This window comes from uncultured Microscilla sp. (assembly GCF_947493425.1).
GTDB lineage: Bacteria > Bacteroidota > Bacteroidia > Cytophagales > Microscillaceae > Microscilla.
This window is the reverse complement of record NZ_CANLRP010000004.1, coordinates 15,005-36,765: the sequence shown is the minus strand read 5'-3', so window position 1 is coordinate 36,765 and position 21,761 is coordinate 15,005. Positions and strand designations below refer to the sequence as shown.

Below are 21,761 nucleotides of genomic sequence, written 5' to 3'. Positions count from 1 at the left end.
TTGGTATAATCAGTGCTAAAGAAGGTTGTTTTGTGCCAGTGTAATATGTGATTTAAAACGTGTTTTTAGCAATCAATTACTTTATTAAAATTTGGTAGCTACGGTGCTTTTATATAATTTGTTTGGTTTTTGGTGTATTTTTTTTCTTTTTTTCATAGCTCTGTAATGTTTACCTTTTTTTTGAACTATGTTCTGTTTGTTTGTCAATGTGTTTTTTATGTAAGTAGTTGGTATAATGGTTTTTATGAAAATTAGTATTTACCGACAAGCAAATGATTTATATCTGGTGTTACATAATTGTATACCTGTTTTTTGTTAGATAATTCCTCTTGTATACCTTTTGTATACCCATCCAAATTTCGTAAACTCATTCTTTTTCCCTACTTTCATTCCCAGCAATTATCCTTTTAATTCCAATTTTTATTACACAATTTAAATCATTTTGCATGAATCGTATTATTACTTCTAATTGGGTATATGCCCTTTTGGTACTTGGCATGTTTGTGCTTGTACCTGGCGTAAATGCCCAACAAAAAAAGGTGAAAAGAGAAGGCAACCCTGCTGCAAAAGCAGCCTACGAACTCAACCTTTTGAAAGACCCAAAAACCGGAAAAATACCGGAAAACATCAGGACAAAAGAGCTTACCTACGTACTGTCTACCCCATCACTCAAAAAATCTGATAAAAATCAAAGAGCAACCGCTGCCAATTGGAACCGCCGCGGACCTTATAATGTAGGGGGGCGTACGCGTGCACTTGCTATTGATCGTACTAACGAGAATGTGATTTTAGCAGGTGGTGTTTCAGGTGGTATGTGGCGTTCTACCAATGGTGGAGCTAGTTGGACACAAACTACTGGTGCTTCGCAGTTGAAAAGCGTAACCGATGTTTATCAAGACCCCAACAACACCAACATCTGGTATTATGTAACGGGCGAGATTGTAGGCAACTCTGCTTCGGGTGGAGGTGCTGCTTTCCGTGGAAACGGTGTGTTTAAATCTACCGATGGTGGACTTACCTGGGTAAGTTTGGCGGCTACCTCAGCTGATCCTACTGTTTTTACAGGTGGTTTGCAGTATAACTTGCGTGTAAGGGTAGACCCTACCAACAGTGATGTATATGTAGCTGCTTTTGACGGTATTTACCGTTCTACCAACGGAGGAACTAGTTTTAGCAATGTATTGAGCGCTCCAGATGCACGTTATACAGACCTTGAAATTAGTGCTACCGGAGTGATTTATGCCACTATAGGTAGCAACAGTACCAGTACCAACAAAGGGGTATTCAAATCTACCAATGGAACTTCTTGGAGCAACATTACTCCTTCATTGGCAGCAGGCTACCAACGAATTGTATTAGATGTGGCGCCTTCCAACGAAAACATTGTATATGTTTTTGCCAACACTCCTGGAGCTGGTACCAACGACCACCAGGTATTTTACTCTTCTAATGCCGGGTCAAGCTGGACAAACCGTTCAAGCAACTTACCTGCGTACGGTGGGCAAGTAGGTAACCTATCACAAGGTTCTTATAACCAATACCTCAAAATTAAGCCTGACAATCCTAATGTAGTATTTATAGGTAGCACTAACCTTTACCGTACTACCAATGGTTTTACCAGTACAGGAGGCAACACCTGGATTGGAGGCTATTCTCCGGCCAACAATGTGTCTACTTACGACAACCACCACCCCGACAACCACTCATTGGTTTTTTATCCATCTAACCCCGCAAGAATGCTTACTGGACACGATGGTGGAATTAGCCGTACAGAAAACAACCTTGCCAACAGTGCTGGTACATTCCCTGTTGCCTGGACTTTATTAAGCAATGGGTATTATACTACTCAAATATATGGGATAGCCATTGACCCTGAAACTGCCAACGATTCTCGTCTAATGGTTGGTTTGCAAGACAATGGTAAGTGGACTGCCACTTCTTTTTCGGGAACGTCTAACTGGGGCGAAGAGCGTGCTGGAGGCGATGGTTGTTATGTGGCTATTGTAGCGGGTCAAGACATTCGCTATACCAGTACTCAAAACGGTAACATTTTACGTTTTGAAGGACCTAATATTGAAAACCCAAGTGATGCAGATGGTATTCAGCCTTCTTCGGCTACTGGTCAAATGTTTGTAAACCCATTTATTTTAGACAAAGCCGATCAGAACATTATGTATTACCCAGCGGGCAATCGTATCTGGAGAAATACTAATTTAAGTGCTATCAATAGTGGGTATACTTTTGGTGGAACCAATACTGGATGGACTAACCTTGCTGGCTCTGATGCTGGGCTTACGGCTACTGAGCTTCAAAATAGGCAGGCTATTTCTGCACTGGATGTGTCTAAGAACAATGCTGCCCATGTGTTGTATTACGGAACAAGTACAGGTAAACTATTTCGTTTAGACAATGCCCATACTGGCAACCCTTCTAAAGTAGATATTTATACTGGTAAAGGCTTTCCAGCTGGTGCTTACGTAAGCGGTATTGCAGTAGACCCTAATAATTCTAACAATGTAGTGGTAGTTTTCTCTAACTATCAGGTAAAAAGTATTTTTTACTCTACCAATGCTGGTTCTAGCTGGACAGACATTAGTGGTAATCTTGAACAAAACGCTGATGGTTCAGGAAATGGTCCTTCAGTTCGCTGGGCAGAGATTCACCGCGATTCTAACGGAGGAACTGTATATTTGGTAGGTACCAGTACTGGACTTTACTCTACAGAAACTCTAAATGGTACTGCTACTACCTGGACTCAGGAAGGGCCTAACACCATTGGTAATGTACCTGTAGTAATGATTGAAGGTCGTAGTGTAGACAATCTGGTAGCAGTAGGAACTCACGGAGTGGGTGCTTTTAGTGCTACCGTAACTGCCGCTGCGCCTGCTTGTGGTACTCCTGGTAGCTTGGCTTCTTCTAATGTAGCGCAAACTACAGCAGCCTTGAACTGGAGCGCAGTGAGTGGTGCCAATAATTATGATGTTCGCTACCGTGTACAAGGTACTTCTACCTGGACAAATGTAAATGGAGTAAGTGGTACTTCTACCAACCTTTCAGGCTTGACCGGAAGCACCAACTATGAAGCACAAGTAAGAGCCAATTGTAGCGCTGGAGCAAGCAACTATTCAGGATCGACTACTTTTACTACCTCTGCTACGCCTGCTACTTGCATCACTACTTTCCCTTACAGCGAAAGCTTTGAAACTGGTTTGGGTGGTTGGATCCAGTCTTCTTCTGATGACGCAGACTTTACTCGTTTATCAGGGGCTACCGGATCAAACAATACTGGACCTACCAGTGCAAATGATGGTTCTTTTTATGTATATGTAGAGGCCTCTAACCCTAATTTTCCAAGCAAAACAGCTACCTTAATTAGCCCTTGCTTTGACCTTTCGGCAACCAATAATCCAACGTTTACATTTGACTACCACATGTATGGTACTCAGATAAATAACCTAAAAGCCGAGGTAAGCACTAATGGAGGTGCAAGTTGGACTCAAATATTTACTAAGTCAGGCAATCAAGGCAATAACTGGTTCAACGAGTCAATTGATGTAAATGCTTATAAGGGTGCCAATGTATCGTTTAGGTTTACCGTAACTACTGGTGCCAATGCCAGCAACGGATGGCAAAGTGATATAGCCATTGATAATATCAAGGTAGAAACTGGCTCGACTGGTGGTGGCAACTGTGTGTCATCTATTACTACCTTCCCTTATATTGAAAGCTTTGAAGCTGGTTTGGGTGACTGGTCACAATCAACTGGCGACAACATTAACTGGACACGTCAGTCTGGCACTACACCTTCAAGCAGTACTGGTCCTTCTGGTGCAAGTGATGGTACTTTCTATTTGTTTACTGAGGCAACTGGCAACGGTACAGGTTTCCCTGGAAAAATAGCCATCTTAAATGGTCCTTGTTTCAATGTGGCTGCCTTGACCAACCCTGAGTTTAGGTTTGATTACAATATGAATGGTGCTGCAATGGGTAGCCTGGAACTCCAGGCAAGTACCGATGGAGGTACTACCTGGAATACCATCTTTACCAAGTCTGGAAACCAAGGATCAACTTGGCTTACAGCTACAGTAGACTTTAGTGCTTATAGTAGTGGTGATGTAAAAGTGAGATTTGTGGGTGCTACTGGTACTAACTACACCAGTGATATTTCAATAGATAACATCATCCTTCAGGGATCAACTTCTACTGGTGGTGGTGGGGCTCCTACTGGTTACTGTGCTTCTTCTGGCACAAGAGTTAACTATGAATGGATTGATAGGGTACAAATAGGTACAATTGACAACCAATCGGGTGCCAATGCTGGTGGATACGGCGACTATACTGCTCAATCAACTGATCTGGTTACCGGAAACAGTGTAAATATTACATTAACTCCTGGCTGGGCGGCTACTCAATACAATGAAGGTTTCACGGTATGGATTGACTATAACCGTGATGGAGACTTTGCTGATGCGGGTGAAAGAGTATTTACTACCAGTAGTGCTTCTACTACTTCTCTTATTTCTGGAAGTATTACTGTTCCATCGTCTGCTCAGGCTGGGCTTACCCGTATGAGGGTGTCTATGGAGTACAACAATGTGCCTAACGACCCTTGTGCTACCATAGGCGACGGAGAGGTTGAAGACTACATTGTAAACATTGTACCTGGAAGCAGTGCGGCGGGCATCAATAGCAAAGCAGCTACTACAGTAGTAAACACTACTTATAATCCTGAAGGGGTAAAACAAGTGTATGCTACTTCATTCCCTAACCCAGCCACGCGCTTTACTACAGTAAAAGTACAAGCTGCCATCGGAACCAATGTGAAAATGTTGATGACAGATGTGAATGGGGTAGGCCTAATCAGCCGAAATCGTACTTCTGAGACTGGTGTTGTAGAAGAAGAGTTTGATATTTCTAAGTTCAGTAAAGGGCTTTATATCATCAAAGTATGGACAGTAAATGGCAATAAAACTTTGAAAATTATGAAGCAATAACTTGTCAGGTTTTAATGCATAATTAAATATTTAAGGCTAAAAATCCACTGGGATTTTTAGCCTTTTTTATTGTGATAAATAGCGATTTTACATAACTTGTGACTGCTTGTTTGGAAATAATAAAACCTGATAAAAAACAACGCTTCATTTTTGTGGATTTGATGGGTGTGTATGAATCAAATACCATAAATAATTACGCCTTAGAACGATGCTTTTTTATAAAAACCAATTTTATCTTGGGTAAATTTTTATATTTGCCAAACAAAATATTCGATACGTTAAGAGGTAACTCTCAAACAATGGCAGTGCGATTTATGCCTAACTATACTAGGTGATTTTCAATTGATTTATAATAAATTGATGAGTTTGAGATCCTCATTAAAGCCAATTATGAAGTATACTATATCTTTAATATGTTTTTTATTTGCTATCACTTCCCACAGTTTATCAGCCCAAAACAAGGAGGTCGATAGTTTGCTAATTGTTCTTAAAAAAAATAAAGGTTCTGTAGATTCTGCCCAGGTAGATTTATTGAATAGAATCGCCTACCTGCTTACAAGAGTAGACCCTCAAAAAGCAAGAAATTATTGTAATCAATCTATTGACCTTGCCAAGAAAGTAAAATACCCGGCAGGCGTGGGTAGAGCATACCATGTGATGGGGTTGGCTTATTATAGAAATGGCAATGGGCAAGAAGCCATTAAACCGCTGGTTGAGTCAGTAAAAATAAACGAGAAATTAGGCAATGAAGTACAACTGGCATCATCATTTAACCTACTGGCCACAGTGTTTTTGCTCAATATCAAAAACTTCGACAAAGCAAGAACTTATTATAACAAAGCACTTCAATTATCGAAAAAGCTAAACAACAAAGCATTGGCCAACCGCTTGCAAAACAACATAGGCCTGACTTACTCCTGGCAAAATAAACACGGCGAAGCTCGTAGTATGTTCGAAAAAGCTTTGAAAGGTTACAAAGAGCTCAAGAAGCGTTCTGGCGAATCAAAAGCCTTGAATAATATAGGCGATACTTATGAGTCGGAAGGAGACTATAAAAAAGCCCTTGAGTTTTATAACAAGTCGCTTGCTATAGAGCGTGAGATCAAAGGTAGCCCCAGAGGAATGGCCACTACTTTGTCTAATGTGGGGTCGGTACATGTAAAACTGAAAAACTATGACAAAGCCGAAGAAGTGCTTCAGGAAGCCTTGACAATGGCAGAAAAGGTAACAGCCAAAGAAGAGGAAAAAGAAGTGTATGAGGTATACGCCCAACTGTATGAGGCCAAGGGGGTGGCAGATAAAGCACTGAAATATTATAAAAAACATTATGCCCTTAAAGACAGCCTTTTTAACATTGAGAAAAGTCGTCAAATAGCCGAAATAGAAACCAAATACGAAACTGAAAAGAAGGAAAAAGAACTGGCTTTAAGAAAAAGCGAAATTGTACAAAAAGACAAAGAAATAAGTAGCCAACGCTCTATACTTATAGGTTTATTGTTGATACTTACTATGGCCTTTTTTATAGTGAGTCGTCAGCGTTTGCGTAACCGCAAAAACAAAGAAATATTTAAAACCAAAGAAGAACTCATTCAGGCAGAGTTGAAAAATGCTGAACAAGACCTTAAGTTTAAAAATAGAGAGCTAACTACGTATGCGTTGCACATTATTCAAAAGAACAATATCTTGACTGAGCTCAAAGACTCTATCGAAGAGGCAGTAGACGACATATCAGACAAAGAAAGCAAAGGCCTTTCTAAACTTATTCATTTGATTAATTATAGCTTTAACCTTGACCGTGACTGGCAAGACTTTAAGATAGCTTTTGAACAAGTGCACGAAGGTTTTTTTGATAAACTACAAAAGCGTTATCCCAATATTAGCCCCAGCGAAATACGCTTATGTTCTTTGTTGCGCTTAAATTTTGCTTCTAAAGAAATAGCCGCCATTATGGGCATCTCTCCCGACAGTGTAAAAGTAGCCCGTTATCGTTTGCGTAAAAAACTAGAGCTGAGCCGTAACGATAGCCTGGTAGATTTCATTAGGAACATGTAACTGTCTCAAGTCTTTTTGAATAAAAAAGGCAGCATGAAAAATACACCCTGCCTTTCAAGTTAGTCAGATATTAGTAGTTGTATTATTGAGTAGTTATTTGCGAAGCTTTTTGCACCAAATCTATAAATTCAACTCGATACTGATTCTTATCTTTGCCTTTTGCCCCTTTTGCCAATGTCAACACGGTTTGAAACGTGCTTGAACCCTTGTGCTGTGAGTTTTTGAGCAGCATACCAAATGAGGCCACCGCAGCCGAAAAACGAAAATTATTTGAGGTTTCATCTACCGACTGATGATTAGTAGTGATGATTTGGTTGGTTTCTATGCCTGTATTGCCTTCAGGTTTTTTGTACCTTAGTCGCACATTCATTAATTGTTGATTGTTGAATTGGGTAGCTTGAAAGTTAGCCGGAATTTGATCTTGATCTACCGCTACAGTTTGTGGGTTGCTGTGCAGTGTCACCTCATACAAGGCAGTGACAGTATGCCCTGCGCCTATTTCTCCGGCATCTTTGGTGTCATCTCTAAAGTCTCGGTTGGCAAGCAAGCGGTTTTCATAACCAATCAAACGGTATGACTTGACTATAGAGGGATTAAACTCTACTTGAATTTTTACATCTTTAGCTATAGTAAACAAAGTGCCTTTCAGGTCTTTGCCAAATACTTTGTAAGCCTCATTGAGGTTGTCAAGGTAATAGTAGTTGCCATTGCCTTTATCGGCAATAATTTCCATTTTAGAGTCGCGGTAATTGCCCATACCCAGCCCCAAAACAGTAATAAACACCCCCTCTTTTCTTTTCTCCTCAATCAAGCTTTGCATTGCCTGGTCTGACGATGCCCCCACGTTAAAGTCACCGTCAGTTGCCAAAATAATCCGGTTGTTACCTTCTTTGATGAAGTTTTGTTTAGCTATTTTATACGCTAGTTTGATGCCCGCTCCGCCAGCCGTAGAACCTCCAAGCTGAAGCCTGTCTAAGGCCTCCATTATTTTTTGTTTGTCAGTCCCTTGAGTAGCAGGCAACACTAAGCCAGCGTTGCCGGCGTATGCTACTATGGCTACTCGATCTTCTTCGCCCAGGTTATTTACCAGCATTTTAAAAGCCTTACGCAAGAGTGGTAGTTTGTCAGGAGCATTCATAGAACCAGACACATCAATCAAAAATACCAGGTTGCTTGGTTTCAACTTTCTGTTGTCTAATCGTTTGCCTTGTAAACCAATATGTACCAAGTGGTTTTTAGGATTCCAGGGGCATTTTGCTACTTCTGTATTGACCGAAAATGGGTGCTTTCCTTTGGGTTGTTTGTACTGATACTTGAAGTAGTTAATAAACTCTTCTACCCTTACACTACCAACATTGGGCAATTGCCCATTGTTGATAGATTTACGCGCTCGACTGTAGCTAGCGTTGTCTACATCTATAGAAAAGGTAGAAAGAGGAGCCGTTTTGACTGATAGAAATGTATTGTCGTTAACAGGTTTTTTCTCCAAATTTTTTGGCGGCGGGGCATCTTCGGCTAAACTACTAGTAGGGGGTGCTGCTCCTCTTTGGTCTTTATAATCCCTTATATTTCGTTTTTTATTTGTTTTTGTAGCTGCCACGTTGTTAGGAGGTGGAGTGTCACTTGTTTCGCTGGTCTTTTCGTGGTTGCTGTTACAGGCATAAAGCGCGAGCAGCAAACTAAAGGCCATAAGTGTCCGTTTTCCCCATTGCAAGGGAGTTAAGTAGTTGGTTTTCATAGTATTTATTGAGTAAAGTGATGTGGGCAACGATTAGCTCCCCAACTTAGATGAAGTATTTGATATAGTTAAGTAGTATGTTTGCTGGTAGTGGTTGTAGGGCAGATATTGTTTGTTTTAGATAAGTAAAAAGTATGGTGTGTCAGCGACACACCATGCTCCAATGTGTAGTTTTAGATTTGGTGAAAAAAGTTATTCACCACTTTTAGTTTCTTTTTTAGTAGTATCAGTGGCAGTACTGTCAGTGGTGTTGGTAGTGTCACCAGAGGTAGTATTTTGACCAGTATCTACCGACGTGTCAGTATTGGTATTGCTTGTATCTTTTGTTTCTACTGAGGTAGTATCTGTTTCATTAGTTTTACCCCCTTTGTCGCCGCCACATGCAGTCAAGCCGATTGCCAGGCAAAATGCGCTCATTAAGATGATTTTTTTCATTGTATTTAATGTTAAAAGTGTTTTTAGATTTGTCCCTTTATACCGCAAAATAAAAGAGGTAACCCAAGCGCAAAAAAAAAATAAAACAGGGTTACTTACCTAGGCTTTTTTTATTAATGCTACAAAGCAAATCTTGTCGGTAAAAGCAACAAGTGTTTGGGTGGGCAGTATATATAGCCAGGGCAATACAACAAAGCATGAGCGTATATAAGGAGGAGTAATTGTATAGGATGCGTATAGCTAATTATGCTACTTTGTAAAAAAAATGCACTTTTCCACACTATAATACGTACATTTGTTTTAAAACCTCATTTAATAAACTTACCCAATATACACTTAAAAAGAGCACTCAATGAAGTTGAAAAAAGAGTACTCCGAAGAAAGCTTAATTGCAGGAATCAAGCAAGACAGTCACCAAGCGCTTAAATATATTTACAAAGCTTATTATTCTATGATTCTTCACTTTGTGACCAGCAACAGCGGCACCGAACAAGAAGCAAAAGATATTTATCAGGAAGGCGTGATTGTATTGTATGAAAGATTGAAAGAAGCTGACTTTGAACTCACTTGTAAGATCAAAACTTTCCTCTATTCTGTTTGTCGAAGGTTATGGCTAAAAAGGCTGGCTGAAAAAAATAAGTATGGGGGTAAAATCAATGATTATGAAGAGTTTTTGCCGTTTGAAGACGAAGCAGAAGCAATGAACGAACAGGAGGAACAATACCAAATGATGACCGAGTCTATGATTCAGTTGGGCGAGCCCTGTAAAACCATACTGGAGGATTTTTATATCAAAAAAATGTCAATGCAGCAAATTACTTCTAAAATGGGGTATACCAATACGGCCAACGCCAAAAACCAGAAGTATAAGTGCATGATGCGATTGAAGAAAATATTTTTTAAAGAATACAATGTACAGGAATAAACACCTGGCATTGTGAGCTTGATGATAGTATAATAACATAAACCCAAATAAATGCTGGCTTTAACAAAGAAAGAGAACTGCCATGGATATAGTGCAAAAGTATACCACCATAGAACGTTACCTTGAAGGACAACTCGAGGGAAATGAATTGATTGATTTTGAGCAACAAATTGCAGCTGATAGTAATTTGGCTCAGGAAGTAGAAGAACACCGGATTTTGATAGAGAACCTGGAAAAGGTACGATATCGAGAAGAAATGAAGGCAAAGATGAGTGCCATTCATAGCGAACTGTTTGATGTAGAAGAAAAAAGCCGTGCAATCAAAACCAAAGCCAGAATAAAGAGCTTGTGGCATAAATACCAAAGCATAGTGGCGGTAGCTGCTTCGGTCACCATTATTTTTCTGGGCAACACTTTTTTTAACCTTAAGCAAGTTCGTTCTGTAGAAGAAAAACAGTCTACCAATTATTTGCAACTCAATCGTGAACTAAAGGTAGTCAAACGCAAGCAAAAAAACATAGAGGCAAAAACCAATAAGTTGGAAATAGCCAGCAAAAAAGCCATTATTGGCAAGGTAAAAAGTACCGGAGCTACTGCATTGGTGATATCACCTACTGGATTTTTGGTGACCAATTACCATGTAGTAAAAGATGCAGATTCTATTTACATAGAAACCAGGAAAGATTCTAGCCTGATGCGTCTGAAGGTGAAGGCAGTGTATGGAGATGAAGCAAAGGACTTGGCCATTTTGCGGGTGATTGATACTAACTTTACTACGTTTGGACAGTTGCCGTTTAGTTTACGTACTGAACAAGCCAAATTGGCCGAGAGAGTATATACATTGGCGTATCCGCGCGAAGATATTGTCTATGGTGAGGGCACTATAAGTGCTCAAACAGGGTATCAGGGCAATCCGGCGTCTTATCAAATTTCTATTCCTGTAAACCCTGGCAACAGTGGAGCTCCTGTAATGGATGCCCGTGGTAACCTGGTGGGGCTTATTACCGGAAAGGACAAAAAGATGGAAGGGGCTACCTTTGCTATCAAGGCAAGGTACCTGGCAAGTATGATGGATTCGGTGGCAACCAACCTTGAGGTAACCGATTCTCTACGAAAGCCACTGATCAAGCCTGCGGCAAACTATTTACAGTATTTGCAACGCCCTCAGCAAGTAAATAAATTGCGAAAATTTGTGTTTGTAGTGAAGGTGTACAATAGCGACAAAAATTTTTAATAAACGTTGAAAAAAAAAGAAATATTGTCAAACTTTTTCTGAACATCTTACGTAAGTAAGAAAAACTTTACTAATCAATCAAAAATATTTATACATTACCCCATACCTATCTATACAAATGTACTTATATGGGGTAATAACAATCTCAAAAATACAATTAATCAGTTTTTCAATTAACCTTTGGAATCCTTACTCTATTTTAGGGTATAGGATTTTTCTTTGCCCTAAAGTGAAGGAAAAGTTAATTTGTATCCTGTAGTGCCTCCTGTTTCGCCAAGCATTGCCTTACCCTAATTCTTTTTTATGATTGAGTACCTTTTATGCCTAATTAAGACTTATTGTTGCTAAGTGGAAGGGCAGTAGAGTACTTTATTTCATTCAAAACAAACAAGCTTTGTATTTTACTTACATTGGGTAGACTTGCCAAATGACGTGACGCAAAGCTGTAGTAGTTATCTAAGTCTGGTACTACAATCTTGATCAGATAGTCAAACACCCCACCTAATAAATAACATTCTACTATTTCGGGAATTTCTTTGATAGCATTGCTAAAAGCTTCAATAAATTCTATTTGCTGACTGGTGAGGGTTACTTCGCAAAAAACAATGAGTGGCAAATCGAGTTTTTTCTTGTTGAGCAGTGCTACATAACCCGAAATGTACCCTTCTTTTTCCAAACGTTTGATGCGTTCATATACGGGTGTTTTGGTCATTTTGAGCTTGTCGGCTAACTCTTTGATATTCATTTTGGCGTCTTGTTGCAGGTAGCCAAGTATCTCTTTGTCTATGGTGTCTATATTGAGCATAGTAATTTTTCCTTTAAATGATGATGAAGTAGGAATATATCAAACTAAATCCTGAGATATATACACTATACAGGAATATTTTCTTCATTTTAAAATTTACTTAGTTAAAAAGACTGGGATGTGTAATTTTGCAGTGAATTAATATGATAAACCATGATAGAAAAAGCATTCAATCCCGAAGATTTTAAAGCCACTGGTTACGAGCTCATCGACACCTTGTCGGAGTATTTGGCTACTACCCAACAAAACCCTGACAAATTATTGGTGAACGACTACCAAACCCCCGAAAAGCAACGGGAAAAATGGGAAAACTATGATTTTGCCAATGGTTTATCGGAGTACTTTAAAGAATTTTTGCGTGACTCGATACACATACACCATCCACGGTATATGGGGCACCAAATAAGCACTACTGCCCCTATAGCAGCTTTGGCGGCTATGATGAGCGATTTCCTGAACAATGGAATGGGTATTTATGAAATGGGGCAATCATCGGTAGCTATGGAGCACCTGGTGGTGCAACGTTTGACTCAAAAAATGGGTTTTGATGACAAAGCGGGTGGTTTTTTGACTTCGGGAGGTACCCTTGCCAACCTGACAGCGTTACTTGCTGCCAGGCGCAAACAAGCAACAGCCAATGTGTGGCAAGAGGGCAACCAACAGCCATTGGCATTGATGGTGTCTGAGCAAGCGCATTACTGTGTAGAACGCGCCGTGAAGATTATGGGGTGGGGAGATGCAGGCATTATTAAAATACCCGTAGATGAGCAGTTTTGCCTGCGTACCGATTTGCTGCAAAGCTATTATGAACAAGCCATAGCCCAAGGCAAAGAAGTAGTAGCAGTAGTGGGGAGTGCCTGCTCTACGGCTACTGGTTCGTATGACAACCTTGAGGCGATAGCCGATTTTTGTGGGCAGCATAATGTATGGTTTCATGTAGATGGTGCTCATGGGGCTTCGGCAGTTTTTTCTGACAAACACCGCCACAAAGTACAAGGAATCAACCGGGCTGATTCGGTGGTGATGGATTTTCATAAAACCCTGTTGGTACCTGCCCTTGCTACAGGGTTGGTGTTCAAAGATGTGAACGATTCATACAATACTTTTGCCCAAAACGCCCATTACCTGTGGAACGACGACGAAGAGCAAGAGTGGTTCAACTTTGCCAAGCGTACCTTCGAAACTACCAAGTTTCCAATGGGTTTTAAGATTTTTACTGTTTGGAGTTATTATGGAGATGCTTTGTTGGAAGAAATGATTGATACTATTTATGACTTGGGCGATACCTTTGCTCAATTGCTGCAACAACACCCATCGTTTGAACTTGCCACGCCACCCGCCTGTAATATTGTGTGTTTTAGGTACACTGCTACCCAAGAAGACCTTAGTAAAATAAATAGTTTGATTAGGCAACAAGTATTGGCTGAGGGTAAATTTTATATAGTACAAGCCTTGCTCAACGGCGAAACTTATTTGCGGGTAACACTGGCGAACCCAGCTACTACAGCGCAAGACCTGGAAGACCTGCTGGAGCATATAGTGCAAATAGCCCAACGCCAGGTGCCAGCAACTAAAGTATAAATATACAGCGCACCTTAAAAAAGTCAAGGAAGCCGTTTTAGTGAGGGCTTCCTTGACTTTGGGAGGTTGTGATAGCAAATATTTGATGACCTGTTTAGACCCGGCAAGTTGTGAGAACTTGCTGAGTCTGACTTGATGCCTTCATATTCAATGATGTATGTTTCAGGGCGTTTAATGACCAGAAGGAACTTCTTCAGTATCTTCTTCTTTTACCCCTTGCACCAGCTTGCCAATGGTAAGCCCTTGTACAATGATAGAAAACACCACTACTATATAAGTAATGGTTACAAACTCTTCGCGGTGCATTTTGTCGGTAAGCGAGAGCGCCAAAGCTACCGAAATACCTCCTCTGAGTCCTCCCCAGGTAAGTATTTGAATAGAACGAGGAATAAAACTGCGCTTGAGCTTCATTAACGAAATAGGAATGCCCACTGATATAAACCGAGATACCAGTACCACCACTATAGCAATGACTCCGGCAATGATATAACTTTGGTTGAACGAAATAACCAACACCTCTAAGCCAATCAGGATAAAGAGTACTGCATTGAACACCTCGTCTAAGATCTCCCAAAACATGTCTACATATTGGCGGGTAATGTCTGACATGGCAAACATACGGGCGCGATCGCTCATCACAAGCCCGGCTACTACCACTGCCAAAGGACCCGATATGTGGATAAACGAAGAAAAAGCATAACCTCCCATTACCAAAGCAAGGGTAATGAGTACTTCCTCGATGTAAGAGTCTATAGATTTGAGCAGAACATAGCCTGTATAGCCCAATAACAGCCCAAACAAGGCACCCCCAGCCGCCTCGGTTACAAAAAGGAATAAAATATCTGTTGCCCCTATCTTGTCTATGCCTTTGTCGGCCATTTCAAAGATACTCAAAAAGATAACCACAGCTACTCCATCGTTAAAGAGTGATTCGCCCGATATTTTTACTTCTAGTTTTTTGGGTACGGTAGCTTTTTTGAGAATAGCTAATACGGCTATTGGGTCGGTAGGCGAAATCAGAGAACCAAACAACAGGCAATAGATGTAGTCGATGGGGGTTCCCAGCAATTGAAACACATAATACATAAGCGAGCCTACTATAAAGGTAGAAGTAAGCACTCCTAGCGTAGCAAATACCATAATTGGGTTTCGCTCTTTGGCAAGTGTTTTTACGTCTACATGCAGTGCACCGGCAAAAAGCAGGAAACTAAGCATGATTTCCATCAATACCTTGTTAAAGTCTACGCTTTTGATCATCCCCACCAATTGGGTATAAAGGCTTTTAGAAAATGTACCCAGTATTACAATACCCAAAGACATCACCAGCGAAATAATCATTAAACCAATAGTGGTAGGCAGTTTGAGGTAGCGGTGATTGATATAGCCAAAGGCTGCCGATAATACTATGAGAATAGTAAAGGCATTGAATAAATCCATAAATGTGTACTTATTTAGTTTGTAGGTTTCGCTTAGTAGTAGCTTCAAGGTACAAGCGACAAGTTTAAAGCGCCCCCTGTGTTATGAGTGGCTAACAAATAATAGTCTATTGATTGCTTGAAGCTAATTGCTTACTGCTTAAAAAACCAAAGATAGAAGGATAATTATAGATGATAAACTCATGCAGGTTTAATTTTCTCCGTATTGTTTTTTCAGGTAGAGAATAGAGGCCTTTATAAGCTTCTTAAGCACTTCCTGGTCTATATCTTCCAGTTTTTTGATATATAAACATGACTTACCTGTTTTGTATTTGCCCAATTGCTCCATGAGCTCATCGTATTGGTCAAAACCTGCCATAATATACAAGGTGAGGCTTTGTTTGCGAGAGGCAAATCCGGTGAGGAACCAATCGCCTTCTCGTCCGCTGGCATACTTGTAATGATAGCTGCCAAAGCCTACAATGCCCCCGTTCCACATTACAGGTGGTTGCCCGCTAATGGTCTCCATCAATTCAGCAATTGTTTTGCAGTCAGCACGTTTTTTTTCGTCGGCTATACTTTCTATATAAGCCTCTACACTTTGGTCGTTGGGTTTGGTTTTGAGCGTTGTCATGTTTTAGAGTAGTTTAGGGTATACAAAGAGGTGAATTTAAGGATTTATGGTAATTTCGGAAAGGTATTTTGTGTTGTAAATAGAAATTTATGTTTTTTAAAAAAATGTCAGGTGTAAATTTGGTAGTTACCCATGTAGTACATACATTTGCAAACCTTAATCAATGGGGGATTAGCTCAGTTGGCTAGAGCGCTACACTGGCAGTGTAGAGGTCATCAGTTCGAATCTGATATTCTCCACTAATTAGCCCAAAAACCCTGTAAACCAAGCGTTTACAGGGTTTTTTATTTTACAAAATCTGTGAAAACTGTTTTTTTTGTGATAACCTATAACCAATAGTCCATAGTATTTAGTCCGTAGTCCATAGCTGATTCGGGTAAATGTTTACCTTATTAAGCCTTGTAAACCGAACCTGTAGCTCTGCTACGGCGAGCTCAACGAAGTTAATCAGTAGTCAACTTTGGCTAAAATCACTGCGGAGTATTGCTATAAATCATAGAATTAAAAATTCCCTTCATAAATTTTCATTGTGCCCCTATTGTTTGCTGGTTTTATATTTAAGTGGTTTTACACTTTTAAGTACAACTTTTGTAAGTTTTTGAAAATCAGTATAATACAAAATTATAGTTACTTGTGAACTGAATCTACAGCAGCTTGCTGTGATGGGCTCAACAGAGGTTTTTGTTATCCGTAGGCAAGACCGTTACAATCCGCTGAATAGAATTAATAAAAGCGTTGATACTTTCATCCATAATTAAATATAGCTAACTACACTGTGCAATAAGTTTACTTGTGGCTACCTCCTGTGCCCTCCCTCTAGTTTTTACCGCCCGTTTGAAGCCCGTGGTTTTTACAAAAAGTGAGTTTAGAAAATGCCTTTGCAATACTTTTGCAGGTAAATAATCAGGCAGGCACTTGTGCCTGGCTTTGCAAGGTTATATTGTTCAATATTATTGTCTACTTACAATATTCGATGTACATTGGTATATCAGAAGGATTTAGTATACACTACTTTGTAAAACCAAATATTGTAGAGGTGAGGGAGGAGTTTCTATGGTGTTATTTCAGGTTTTGATATTAGTATGCAGGAGTGTTTTTGAGCAATTTTGTGAAAAACAAACAAATATTCAAAAAGTGACATGGAATATGTGATTTGTACACAAAAACACTGGTTTTGTAACCAAATTTTCTAAAAAACATAGAGATGATTTTTACGAAATTTTACCCAAAATGTACTGTTTTTACCTGCTTCTTGGAAAAGTACAATTTGGAGTGTTTGGTTATCAGTAAGTTACAAAACACGGGTAGGAGAGCTATTCATTTGTAGTAAAGATTGCGACGAAATGACGTTAGTGATTATACCTAGCACTTTTCTAGTAGGAGAGCTATTCATTTGTAGTAAGGATTGCGACACCTCTTGAAGAGTTTTTTCTTCTGGTCAGGCGAGTAGGAGAGCTATTCATTTGTAGTAAGGATTGCGACCGTTCTTTACAAAAGATAATGTAAAGCCAATACGGTAGGAGAGCTATTCATTTGTAGTAAGGATTGCGACAATAACGTTTACTTAGAGACTTTGACCAATATGAGTAGGAGAGCTATTCATTTGTAGTAAGGATTGCGACAAGATTAGCCCTATAAAGCTATTTTTTTATTATTGTAGTAGAGCTATTCATTTGTAGTAAGGATTGCGACCTATGTTGTTCATCCTCGAATAAGCTTTCCGGCGAGGTAGAAGAGCTATTCATTTGTAGTAAGGATTGCGACTTCCTATATATATACTCGTTTACCAAAAACGCGTAGGAGAGCTATTCATTTGTAGTAAGGATTGCGACACTATTGCTGCTGTTCCAAAAGCTGCAGGATTGTAGCAGGAGAGCTATTCATTTGTAGTAAGGATTGCGACTAACTGATTGACAATGTATAATTTCCAGATCTTTCAGCAGGAGAGCTATTCATTTGTAGTAAGGATTGCGACTAACGCATTTAACCAAGTTTGTTTTATAAAAAGTCGTGTAGGAGAGCTATTCATTTGTAGTAAGGATTGCGACGAAGTCTGTTACGTCGCAAAATGCGACAATAGAGTGTAGGAGAGCTATTCATTTGTAGTAAGGATTACGACAAAGCTGTTGCAACCCATTGATTTCTGTCTGAAATGTAGGAGAGTTATTCATTTGTAGTAAGGATTGCGACGAACTTAAAGTGATAACTTGAATTCGATACTCAGTAGGAGAGTTATTCATTTGTAGTAAGGATTGCGACGTGTTTTACAACCGTAGCCTGAACTATTTTGCCATCGTAGGAGAGCTATTCATTTGTAGTAAGGATTGCGACTGATTTGCACCGTGTTGGTCATGGAGGCGATTACGCCGTAGGAGAGCTATTCATTTGTAGTAAGGATTGCGACTGTATAGTGTTCGTCATAGAGGCTATTACGCCTCCATAGGAGAGTTATTCATTTGTAGTAAGGATTGAGACCGCCTTGTTTCCCTTTTTCTATTCTCAGCCGTGTAGGAGAGCTATTCATTTGTAGTAAGGATTGTTGAGGGCTTGTCCCGAAATCCCGGTTTTTTACACCGGGTCGACGAGGTTTCCAGAACAGTTAGAAGCATTATAATCGTAGGAGAGCTATTCATTTGTAGTAAGGATTGTTGAGGGCTTGTCCTGAAGTCTTGGTTTTTTACACCGGGGCGACTAGGTTTCCAGAATAGGTAGGCGCCTTACAAGGATTTGATATTTACAACAGATTAGCAGCTTTGCAGAGCTCGCAAGTTCGGTTCATCGCTGCGCTCTGAATGACGAAAAAAGTGCAATAATAGTGTGCACAAAAAAAGCCTAAAGAAACACACCGTTTCTTCAGGCTTTTGTATTTATAAGTACCTTGTTGGCTAGGTTTTCACAGGCATCACCGTCCCAACCCCCAGTTTTATAGGGCTTGGCCGAAGCGTAAGCATTGGTTTCGGGATGATATTGCGCAATAAAAGGGAATAAGTAAAACTACAAAAATAACCTACTCCACAAAACAGTGTCTTTGGCGGATGGGCTTCTTCAAAAAATAGTTCCATAGCTTTGGCTATGCAAAGATTTTTTTCATCGCCTTCAAAACCGTACACTAATTTTTCACTACTAATACTTTTGTAGAGTTTAATTTTATCAGCATCAAAAGTGCTTGAAAAACAGCGTCTTTACTTTCCGCCTTAGTTTGTGGGCGTTAAGAAATTTGAGCAATGAAGCCGTAAAAACAGATCACTGACCGAGGAACGAGGGAATGTTTGAGCTGTTTCGGCGTAATGGAACAAATTTTAGCCAGACAAACTACAGCGGTGGCTTTTTTTGGTTCGTTTTTTTAGCTAAAGAAAAAAATGAACGGATGCCTGAGGGAAACGAAACCAGGTTTTATTCTACAACTTAGCAGATTAGCAGCTATTTTTATGCTGTAAAACTATTAAAAAAATCAAGACTTATATGCTATAAAAAAGTGTACGGTTTCAAATCATCGCCCACCCACAAAATACTTTGTCCTCTTGGACTACTTTATTTTTTCCGTTTTACTAACCTAAAGCCATTCCCTTTATCAATTATTCATCTTTTGCCAACCTTACCCACCCCAGCGGACAATAAGGCTGAGAAACCAAAGTACGGGTTTTGGGAAACAACTCATTATCGTAGTTGAGTTCGTTGTAAAATATATAGCGAAAATCTTCAAATACCTTGTGCTTGTCGTCGGCTTGCCACAGCGCCAGCCCAATAGAGTTGTGAAAATAGCTTTTGCCTGCCCCAATGCGCAACGCAGCTGCTTGCTGGCTTTGCGCATAATCGTTGATAATTTGCTCATAAAAATCCAGCAAAGCATTGTACAGGGTTTCGTTTTTTATATGGTCGTTGGCTACCAGCAGGCATTCTTTGTCGTAGCGGGCATTGGCTATACTAAAACTATTCAGCTTTTTGAAAATCAACCCTATGTCTGCCCGGTTCAAAAATTGTAGGCTGGAGTTTTGCAGCTCAGGAATCAAGTTCAAACGAAAGGCAGTGGTTTTACCTGCCGGAATTGCTTCTTTGATGTCTCCTATGCTTACCAGCTTGCCATCGTTCAAAAAAAGTCGCTCCAGGGCATAATAGGCAAGGTCGCTTTCAGAAAATAACTGAGTATCACCTATCTGTAGCAGCGAAAAATCCATCCTCTTTCTGGTGGTTATTTTTTCCAAAAAAATATTAAGTACTTTGTCTGTTTCGCGCCCAAATTCTTGTTTGAATCGTTTACATTTTTGCTCAATAGTGCGTTTTTGTTGGTTAACTCTACGGTATTCATTTTGAGGCAGATACACCTCCATTTGCTCAGCCAAATCCTCCAACTCATCATTCAGTGGTATCATTTTATCAGCAAACCTTTTTGCCAGCTTTGCAATTTCTTTTAGTTGTTTTTTGCCCATAAAATCGTTCATGAGCCAGTCGTACAACAAAGCTCCTTTGATGGCTCCCTTTAGGGTGCTGCCCGAAATATAAGGCTGGCGGGCATTTTTGAGACAAGTAGTGGCTTCGGTGGCATTGTCTATGCCGTGCGTGGCAAAGCGTTGGGGGTGGCACAGGGCGGCAAAATCGCTTATGCCGAGACTGGAGCCAATAAACTCCTTCAGAAAATTATTTTTATTGACTCCCTGGGTTTGGTTTACCTTGCTTATGTACTCATTCATCACCCTCATACTGCCATCCTGGGCAGTGCGTTTTTGCAAAGCCCGTTCAAATTTCTGGTGGTGAATGGGGTATATCTGCTGGCTGGCTTTGTCCAGAATATAGTCTGACAAGGGCGAAATAGTGCGCCCGTCGCCAATTGCCACTGGAGTAAGGGTGGTAAGCCGAAGCCGAAAGCTGTGGGTTTTTGTGCTCATGGGGTTTACAGGCTAAAGTTTGAGTGAAGCTGTAGGGCAAAACACTGCCCGTAACGCAAATAGGGGTAAGGAGTATTTTTGGGGGCTATAGATACCGTATGCCCGGCAATAGGCTCTTGCAACACTGCCCCTTCTTTTACCATTCTTACGCCCAGTAGTTTTTCCAGGGTGCCGTCTTTCAGTTTTCTGCCAGTGGCTCTGCCCCCTCTGCTTACCAGTTCATAATATTTTAGCCGGGCTGCCTCGTTTTCAGATTGAGGAATGGTAAGCGACAGGTTGCTCCAGGCATTGGGTGTGGTTACCTGCAAGGCAAAATCCTGAAACTCGATGCTTTCCAATTGCCCCAGTCCGGCAGACCTTTCGCCACCAATGCCTGCATCTGCCAAAAAACGCAGAATGGTTTTTAGTTGTTTGTGGTAATCAGCGTCGGGGCTGTCTGTTTTTAGTAAAAAGTAAAAATGTACTTTAGGTGTCAGGTTCAGCTGCTCGTTGTCTTGTATTTGTATATTGGTTTGCATATACAGGTTGTCTTCCTGCACCGCAGTATGCACTTTTACCTTGGGCAACGATTCTTTATCAAATATGCGAATTTCCGGGGCTTCGGCTCTCAAATCTTCGGGCAGCTCGCTGGGGTGCAGCACAAACTTTTTTTGTAAAAAGACACATTCGGTCTGCCAGCGGTCAGGAGTAATGCCTTCTTCCCATACTTTTTTCGACACGTACTTTACTTTTTTAAGCTTTTTAAACTTATCCTGGTTTTCGTTACCCAGCCTAAATGCCTGGCAGCTTAAGGGCTTGGGTAAAAAATAAACATATTGCCCCGGCGCAGTTTCCAGGCAATAAAACCCGGAAGACACACCCAGGTTTCCTGTTTCAAAGTGCTGTACCAGGTCATCGGTTTGCTGAGGATATACCCTGGCAGCAATATTGATAATGGCCGAAAAAAGCGTGTCAGAATGCAGGTATTCGCTGGTGTCATCCAGCGAAGTGTTTTCGTCGATGGCTAGTTGCCCAAAGTGGAACTGCGCATTGGGCGTACATTTTAAAATAACAGCTTGCATAGGC

At 40.4% G+C, this 21,761-nt stretch carries 12 protein-coding genes, 1 tRNA gene and 1 CRISPR repeat array; of the genes, 6 read left to right on the top strand and 7 right to left on the bottom strand.

Annotated elements, in window-relative coordinates:
• Positions 1–446: 446 nt before the first annotated feature.
• Together Q0954_RS02290 and Q0954_RS02285 are read left to right on the top strand one after the other, a co-directional pair.
• Entirely contained in the window at positions 447–4,994 is a 4,548-nt protein-coding gene (locus Q0954_RS02290; RefSeq protein WP_299453062.1) for a GEVED domain-containing protein, read from the top strand.
• 474 nt (positions 4,995–5,468) lie between these two features.
• On the top strand, positions 5,469–7,046 hold the full coding sequence (locus Q0954_RS02285; protein WP_299453059.1) for a tetratricopeptide repeat protein: 1,578 nt from the start codon (positions 5,469–5,471) through the stop codon (positions 7,044–7,046).
• A gap of 82 nt (positions 7,047–7,128) precedes the next feature.
• Here Q0954_RS02285 and Q0954_RS02280 read toward each other — a convergent pair whose 3' ends face one another.
• Positions 7,129–8,784: a VWA domain-containing protein gene (locus Q0954_RS02280; protein ID WP_299453057.1), complete on the bottom strand. Its 1,656-nt coding sequence runs from the start codon at positions 8,782–8,784 to the stop codon at positions 7,129–7,131.
• A 192-nt stretch (positions 8,785–8,976) separates the two neighbouring features.
• Entirely contained in the window at positions 8,977–9,219 is a 243-nt protein-coding gene (locus Q0954_RS02275; RefSeq protein WP_299453055.1) for a hypothetical protein, read from the bottom strand.
• A gap of 352 nt (positions 9,220–9,571) precedes the next feature.
• Here Q0954_RS02275 and Q0954_RS02270 point away from each other — a divergent pair, with 352 nt between their 5' ends.
• Together Q0954_RS02270 and Q0954_RS02265 are read left to right on the top strand one after the other, a co-directional pair.
• Positions 9,572–10,144: a sigma-70 family RNA polymerase sigma factor gene (locus tag Q0954_RS02270; RefSeq protein WP_299453054.1), complete on the top strand. Its 573-nt coding sequence runs from the start codon at positions 9,572–9,574 to the stop codon at positions 10,142–10,144.
• A gap of 82 nt (positions 10,145–10,226) precedes the next feature.
• On the top strand, positions 10,227–11,378 hold the full coding sequence (locus Q0954_RS02265; protein ID WP_299453052.1) for a serine protease: 1,152 nt from the start codon (positions 10,227–10,229) through the stop codon (positions 11,376–11,378).
• Between the two features lie 328 nt (positions 11,379–11,706).
• Here Q0954_RS02265 and Q0954_RS02260 read toward each other — a convergent pair whose 3' ends face one another.
• A complete protein-coding gene (locus Q0954_RS02260) occupies positions 11,707–12,183 on the bottom strand; it encodes an Lrp/AsnC family transcriptional regulator (protein WP_299453050.1) in 477 nt (158 codons plus the stop codon).
• A gap of 153 nt (positions 12,184–12,336) precedes the next feature.
• Between Q0954_RS02260 and Q0954_RS02255 the strand changes: the two genes are divergently transcribed.
• The gene (locus Q0954_RS02255; protein WP_299453048.1) at positions 12,337–13,764 is read left to right on the top strand and encodes a pyridoxal-dependent decarboxylase; all 1,428 of its coding nucleotides are present in this window, start codon (positions 12,337–12,339) and stop codon (positions 13,762–13,764) included.
• A gap of 171 nt (positions 13,765–13,935) precedes the next feature.
• On the opposite strand, the gene Q0954_RS02250 is transcribed toward Q0954_RS02255, so the two are convergent.
• Both Q0954_RS02250 and Q0954_RS02245 read right to left on the bottom strand, forming a co-directional pair.
• Entirely contained in the window at positions 13,936–15,201 is a 1,266-nt protein-coding gene (locus Q0954_RS02250) for a sodium:proton antiporter (RefSeq protein ID WP_299453046.1), read from the bottom strand.
• Between the two features lie 189 nt (positions 15,202–15,390).
• The gene (locus tag Q0954_RS02245) at positions 15,391–15,813 is read right to left on the bottom strand and encodes a DUF1801 domain-containing protein (RefSeq protein WP_299453044.1); all 423 of its coding nucleotides are present in this window, start codon (positions 15,811–15,813) and stop codon (positions 15,391–15,393) included.
• A 165-nt stretch (positions 15,814–15,978) separates the two neighbouring features.
• On the opposite strand from Q0954_RS02245, the gene Q0954_RS02240 reads away from it, so the two are divergent.
• Positions 15,979–16,052: transfer RNA gene (locus Q0954_RS02240), tRNA-Ala, on the top strand.
• Between the two features lie 1,065 nt (positions 16,053–17,117).
• Positions 17,118–18,356: direct repeats of the CRISPR family, unit length 26 nt; unit sequence TATTCATTTGTAGTAAGGATTGCGAC.
• A gap of 1,032 nt (positions 18,357–19,388) precedes the next feature.
• Here Q0954_RS02240 and csm5 read toward each other — a convergent pair.
• On the bottom strand, positions 19,389–20,696 hold the full coding sequence (csm5, locus tag Q0954_RS02235; RefSeq protein WP_299453043.1) for a type III-A CRISPR-associated RAMP protein Csm5: 1,308 nt from the start codon (positions 20,694–20,696) through the stop codon (positions 19,389–19,391).
• 5 nt (positions 20,697–20,701) lie between these two features.
• The gene (csm4, locus tag Q0954_RS02230) at positions 20,702–21,757 is read right to left on the bottom strand and encodes a type III-A CRISPR-associated RAMP protein Csm4 (protein WP_299453041.1); all 1,056 of its coding nucleotides are present in this window, start codon (positions 21,755–21,757) and stop codon (positions 20,702–20,704) included.
• Between the last annotated feature and the right edge of the window lie 4 nt (positions 21,758–21,761).

What these genes read in the sequence shown, in the direction of transcription:
- Q0954_RS02290 (WP_299453062.1), top strand. Translation starts at nt 447, where the DNA reads ATGAATCGTATTATTACTTCTAATTGGGTATATGCCCTTTTGGTACTT.
- Q0954_RS02280 (WP_299453057.1), bottom strand. Translation starts at nt 8,784, where the DNA reads ATGAAAACCAACTACTTAACTCCCTTGCAATGGGGAAAACGGACACTT.
- Q0954_RS02275 (WP_299453055.1), bottom strand. Translation starts at nt 9,219, where the DNA reads ATGAAAAAAATCATCTTAATGAGCGCATTTTGCCTGGCAATCGGCTTG.
- Q0954_RS02270 (WP_299453054.1), top strand. Translation starts at nt 9,572, where the DNA reads ATGAAGTTGAAAAAAGAGTACTCCGAAGAAAGCTTAATTGCAGGAATC.
- Q0954_RS02265 (WP_299453052.1), top strand. Translation starts at nt 10,227, where the DNA reads ATGGATATAGTGCAAAAGTATACCACCATAGAACGTTACCTTGAAGGA.
- Q0954_RS02260 (WP_299453050.1), bottom strand. Translation starts at nt 12,183, where the DNA reads ATGCTCAATATAGACACCATAGACAAAGAGATACTTGGCTACCTGCAA.
- Q0954_RS02255 (WP_299453048.1), top strand. Translation starts at nt 12,337, where the DNA reads ATGATAGAAAAAGCATTCAATCCCGAAGATTTTAAAGCCACTGGTTAC.
- Q0954_RS02250 (WP_299453046.1), bottom strand. Translation starts at nt 15,201, where the DNA reads ATGGATTTATTCAATGCCTTTACTATTCTCATAGTATTATCGGCAGCC.
- Q0954_RS02245 (WP_299453044.1), bottom strand. Translation starts at nt 15,813, where the DNA reads ATGACAACGCTCAAAACCAAACCCAACGACCAAAGTGTAGAGGCTTAT.
- csm5 (WP_299453043.1), bottom strand. Translation starts at nt 20,696, where the DNA reads ATGAGCACAAAAACCCACAGCTTTCGGCTTCGGCTTACCACCCTTACT.
- csm4 (WP_299453041.1), bottom strand. Translation starts at nt 21,757, where the DNA reads ATGCAAGCTGTTATTTTAAAATGTACGCCCAATGCGCAGTTCCACTTT.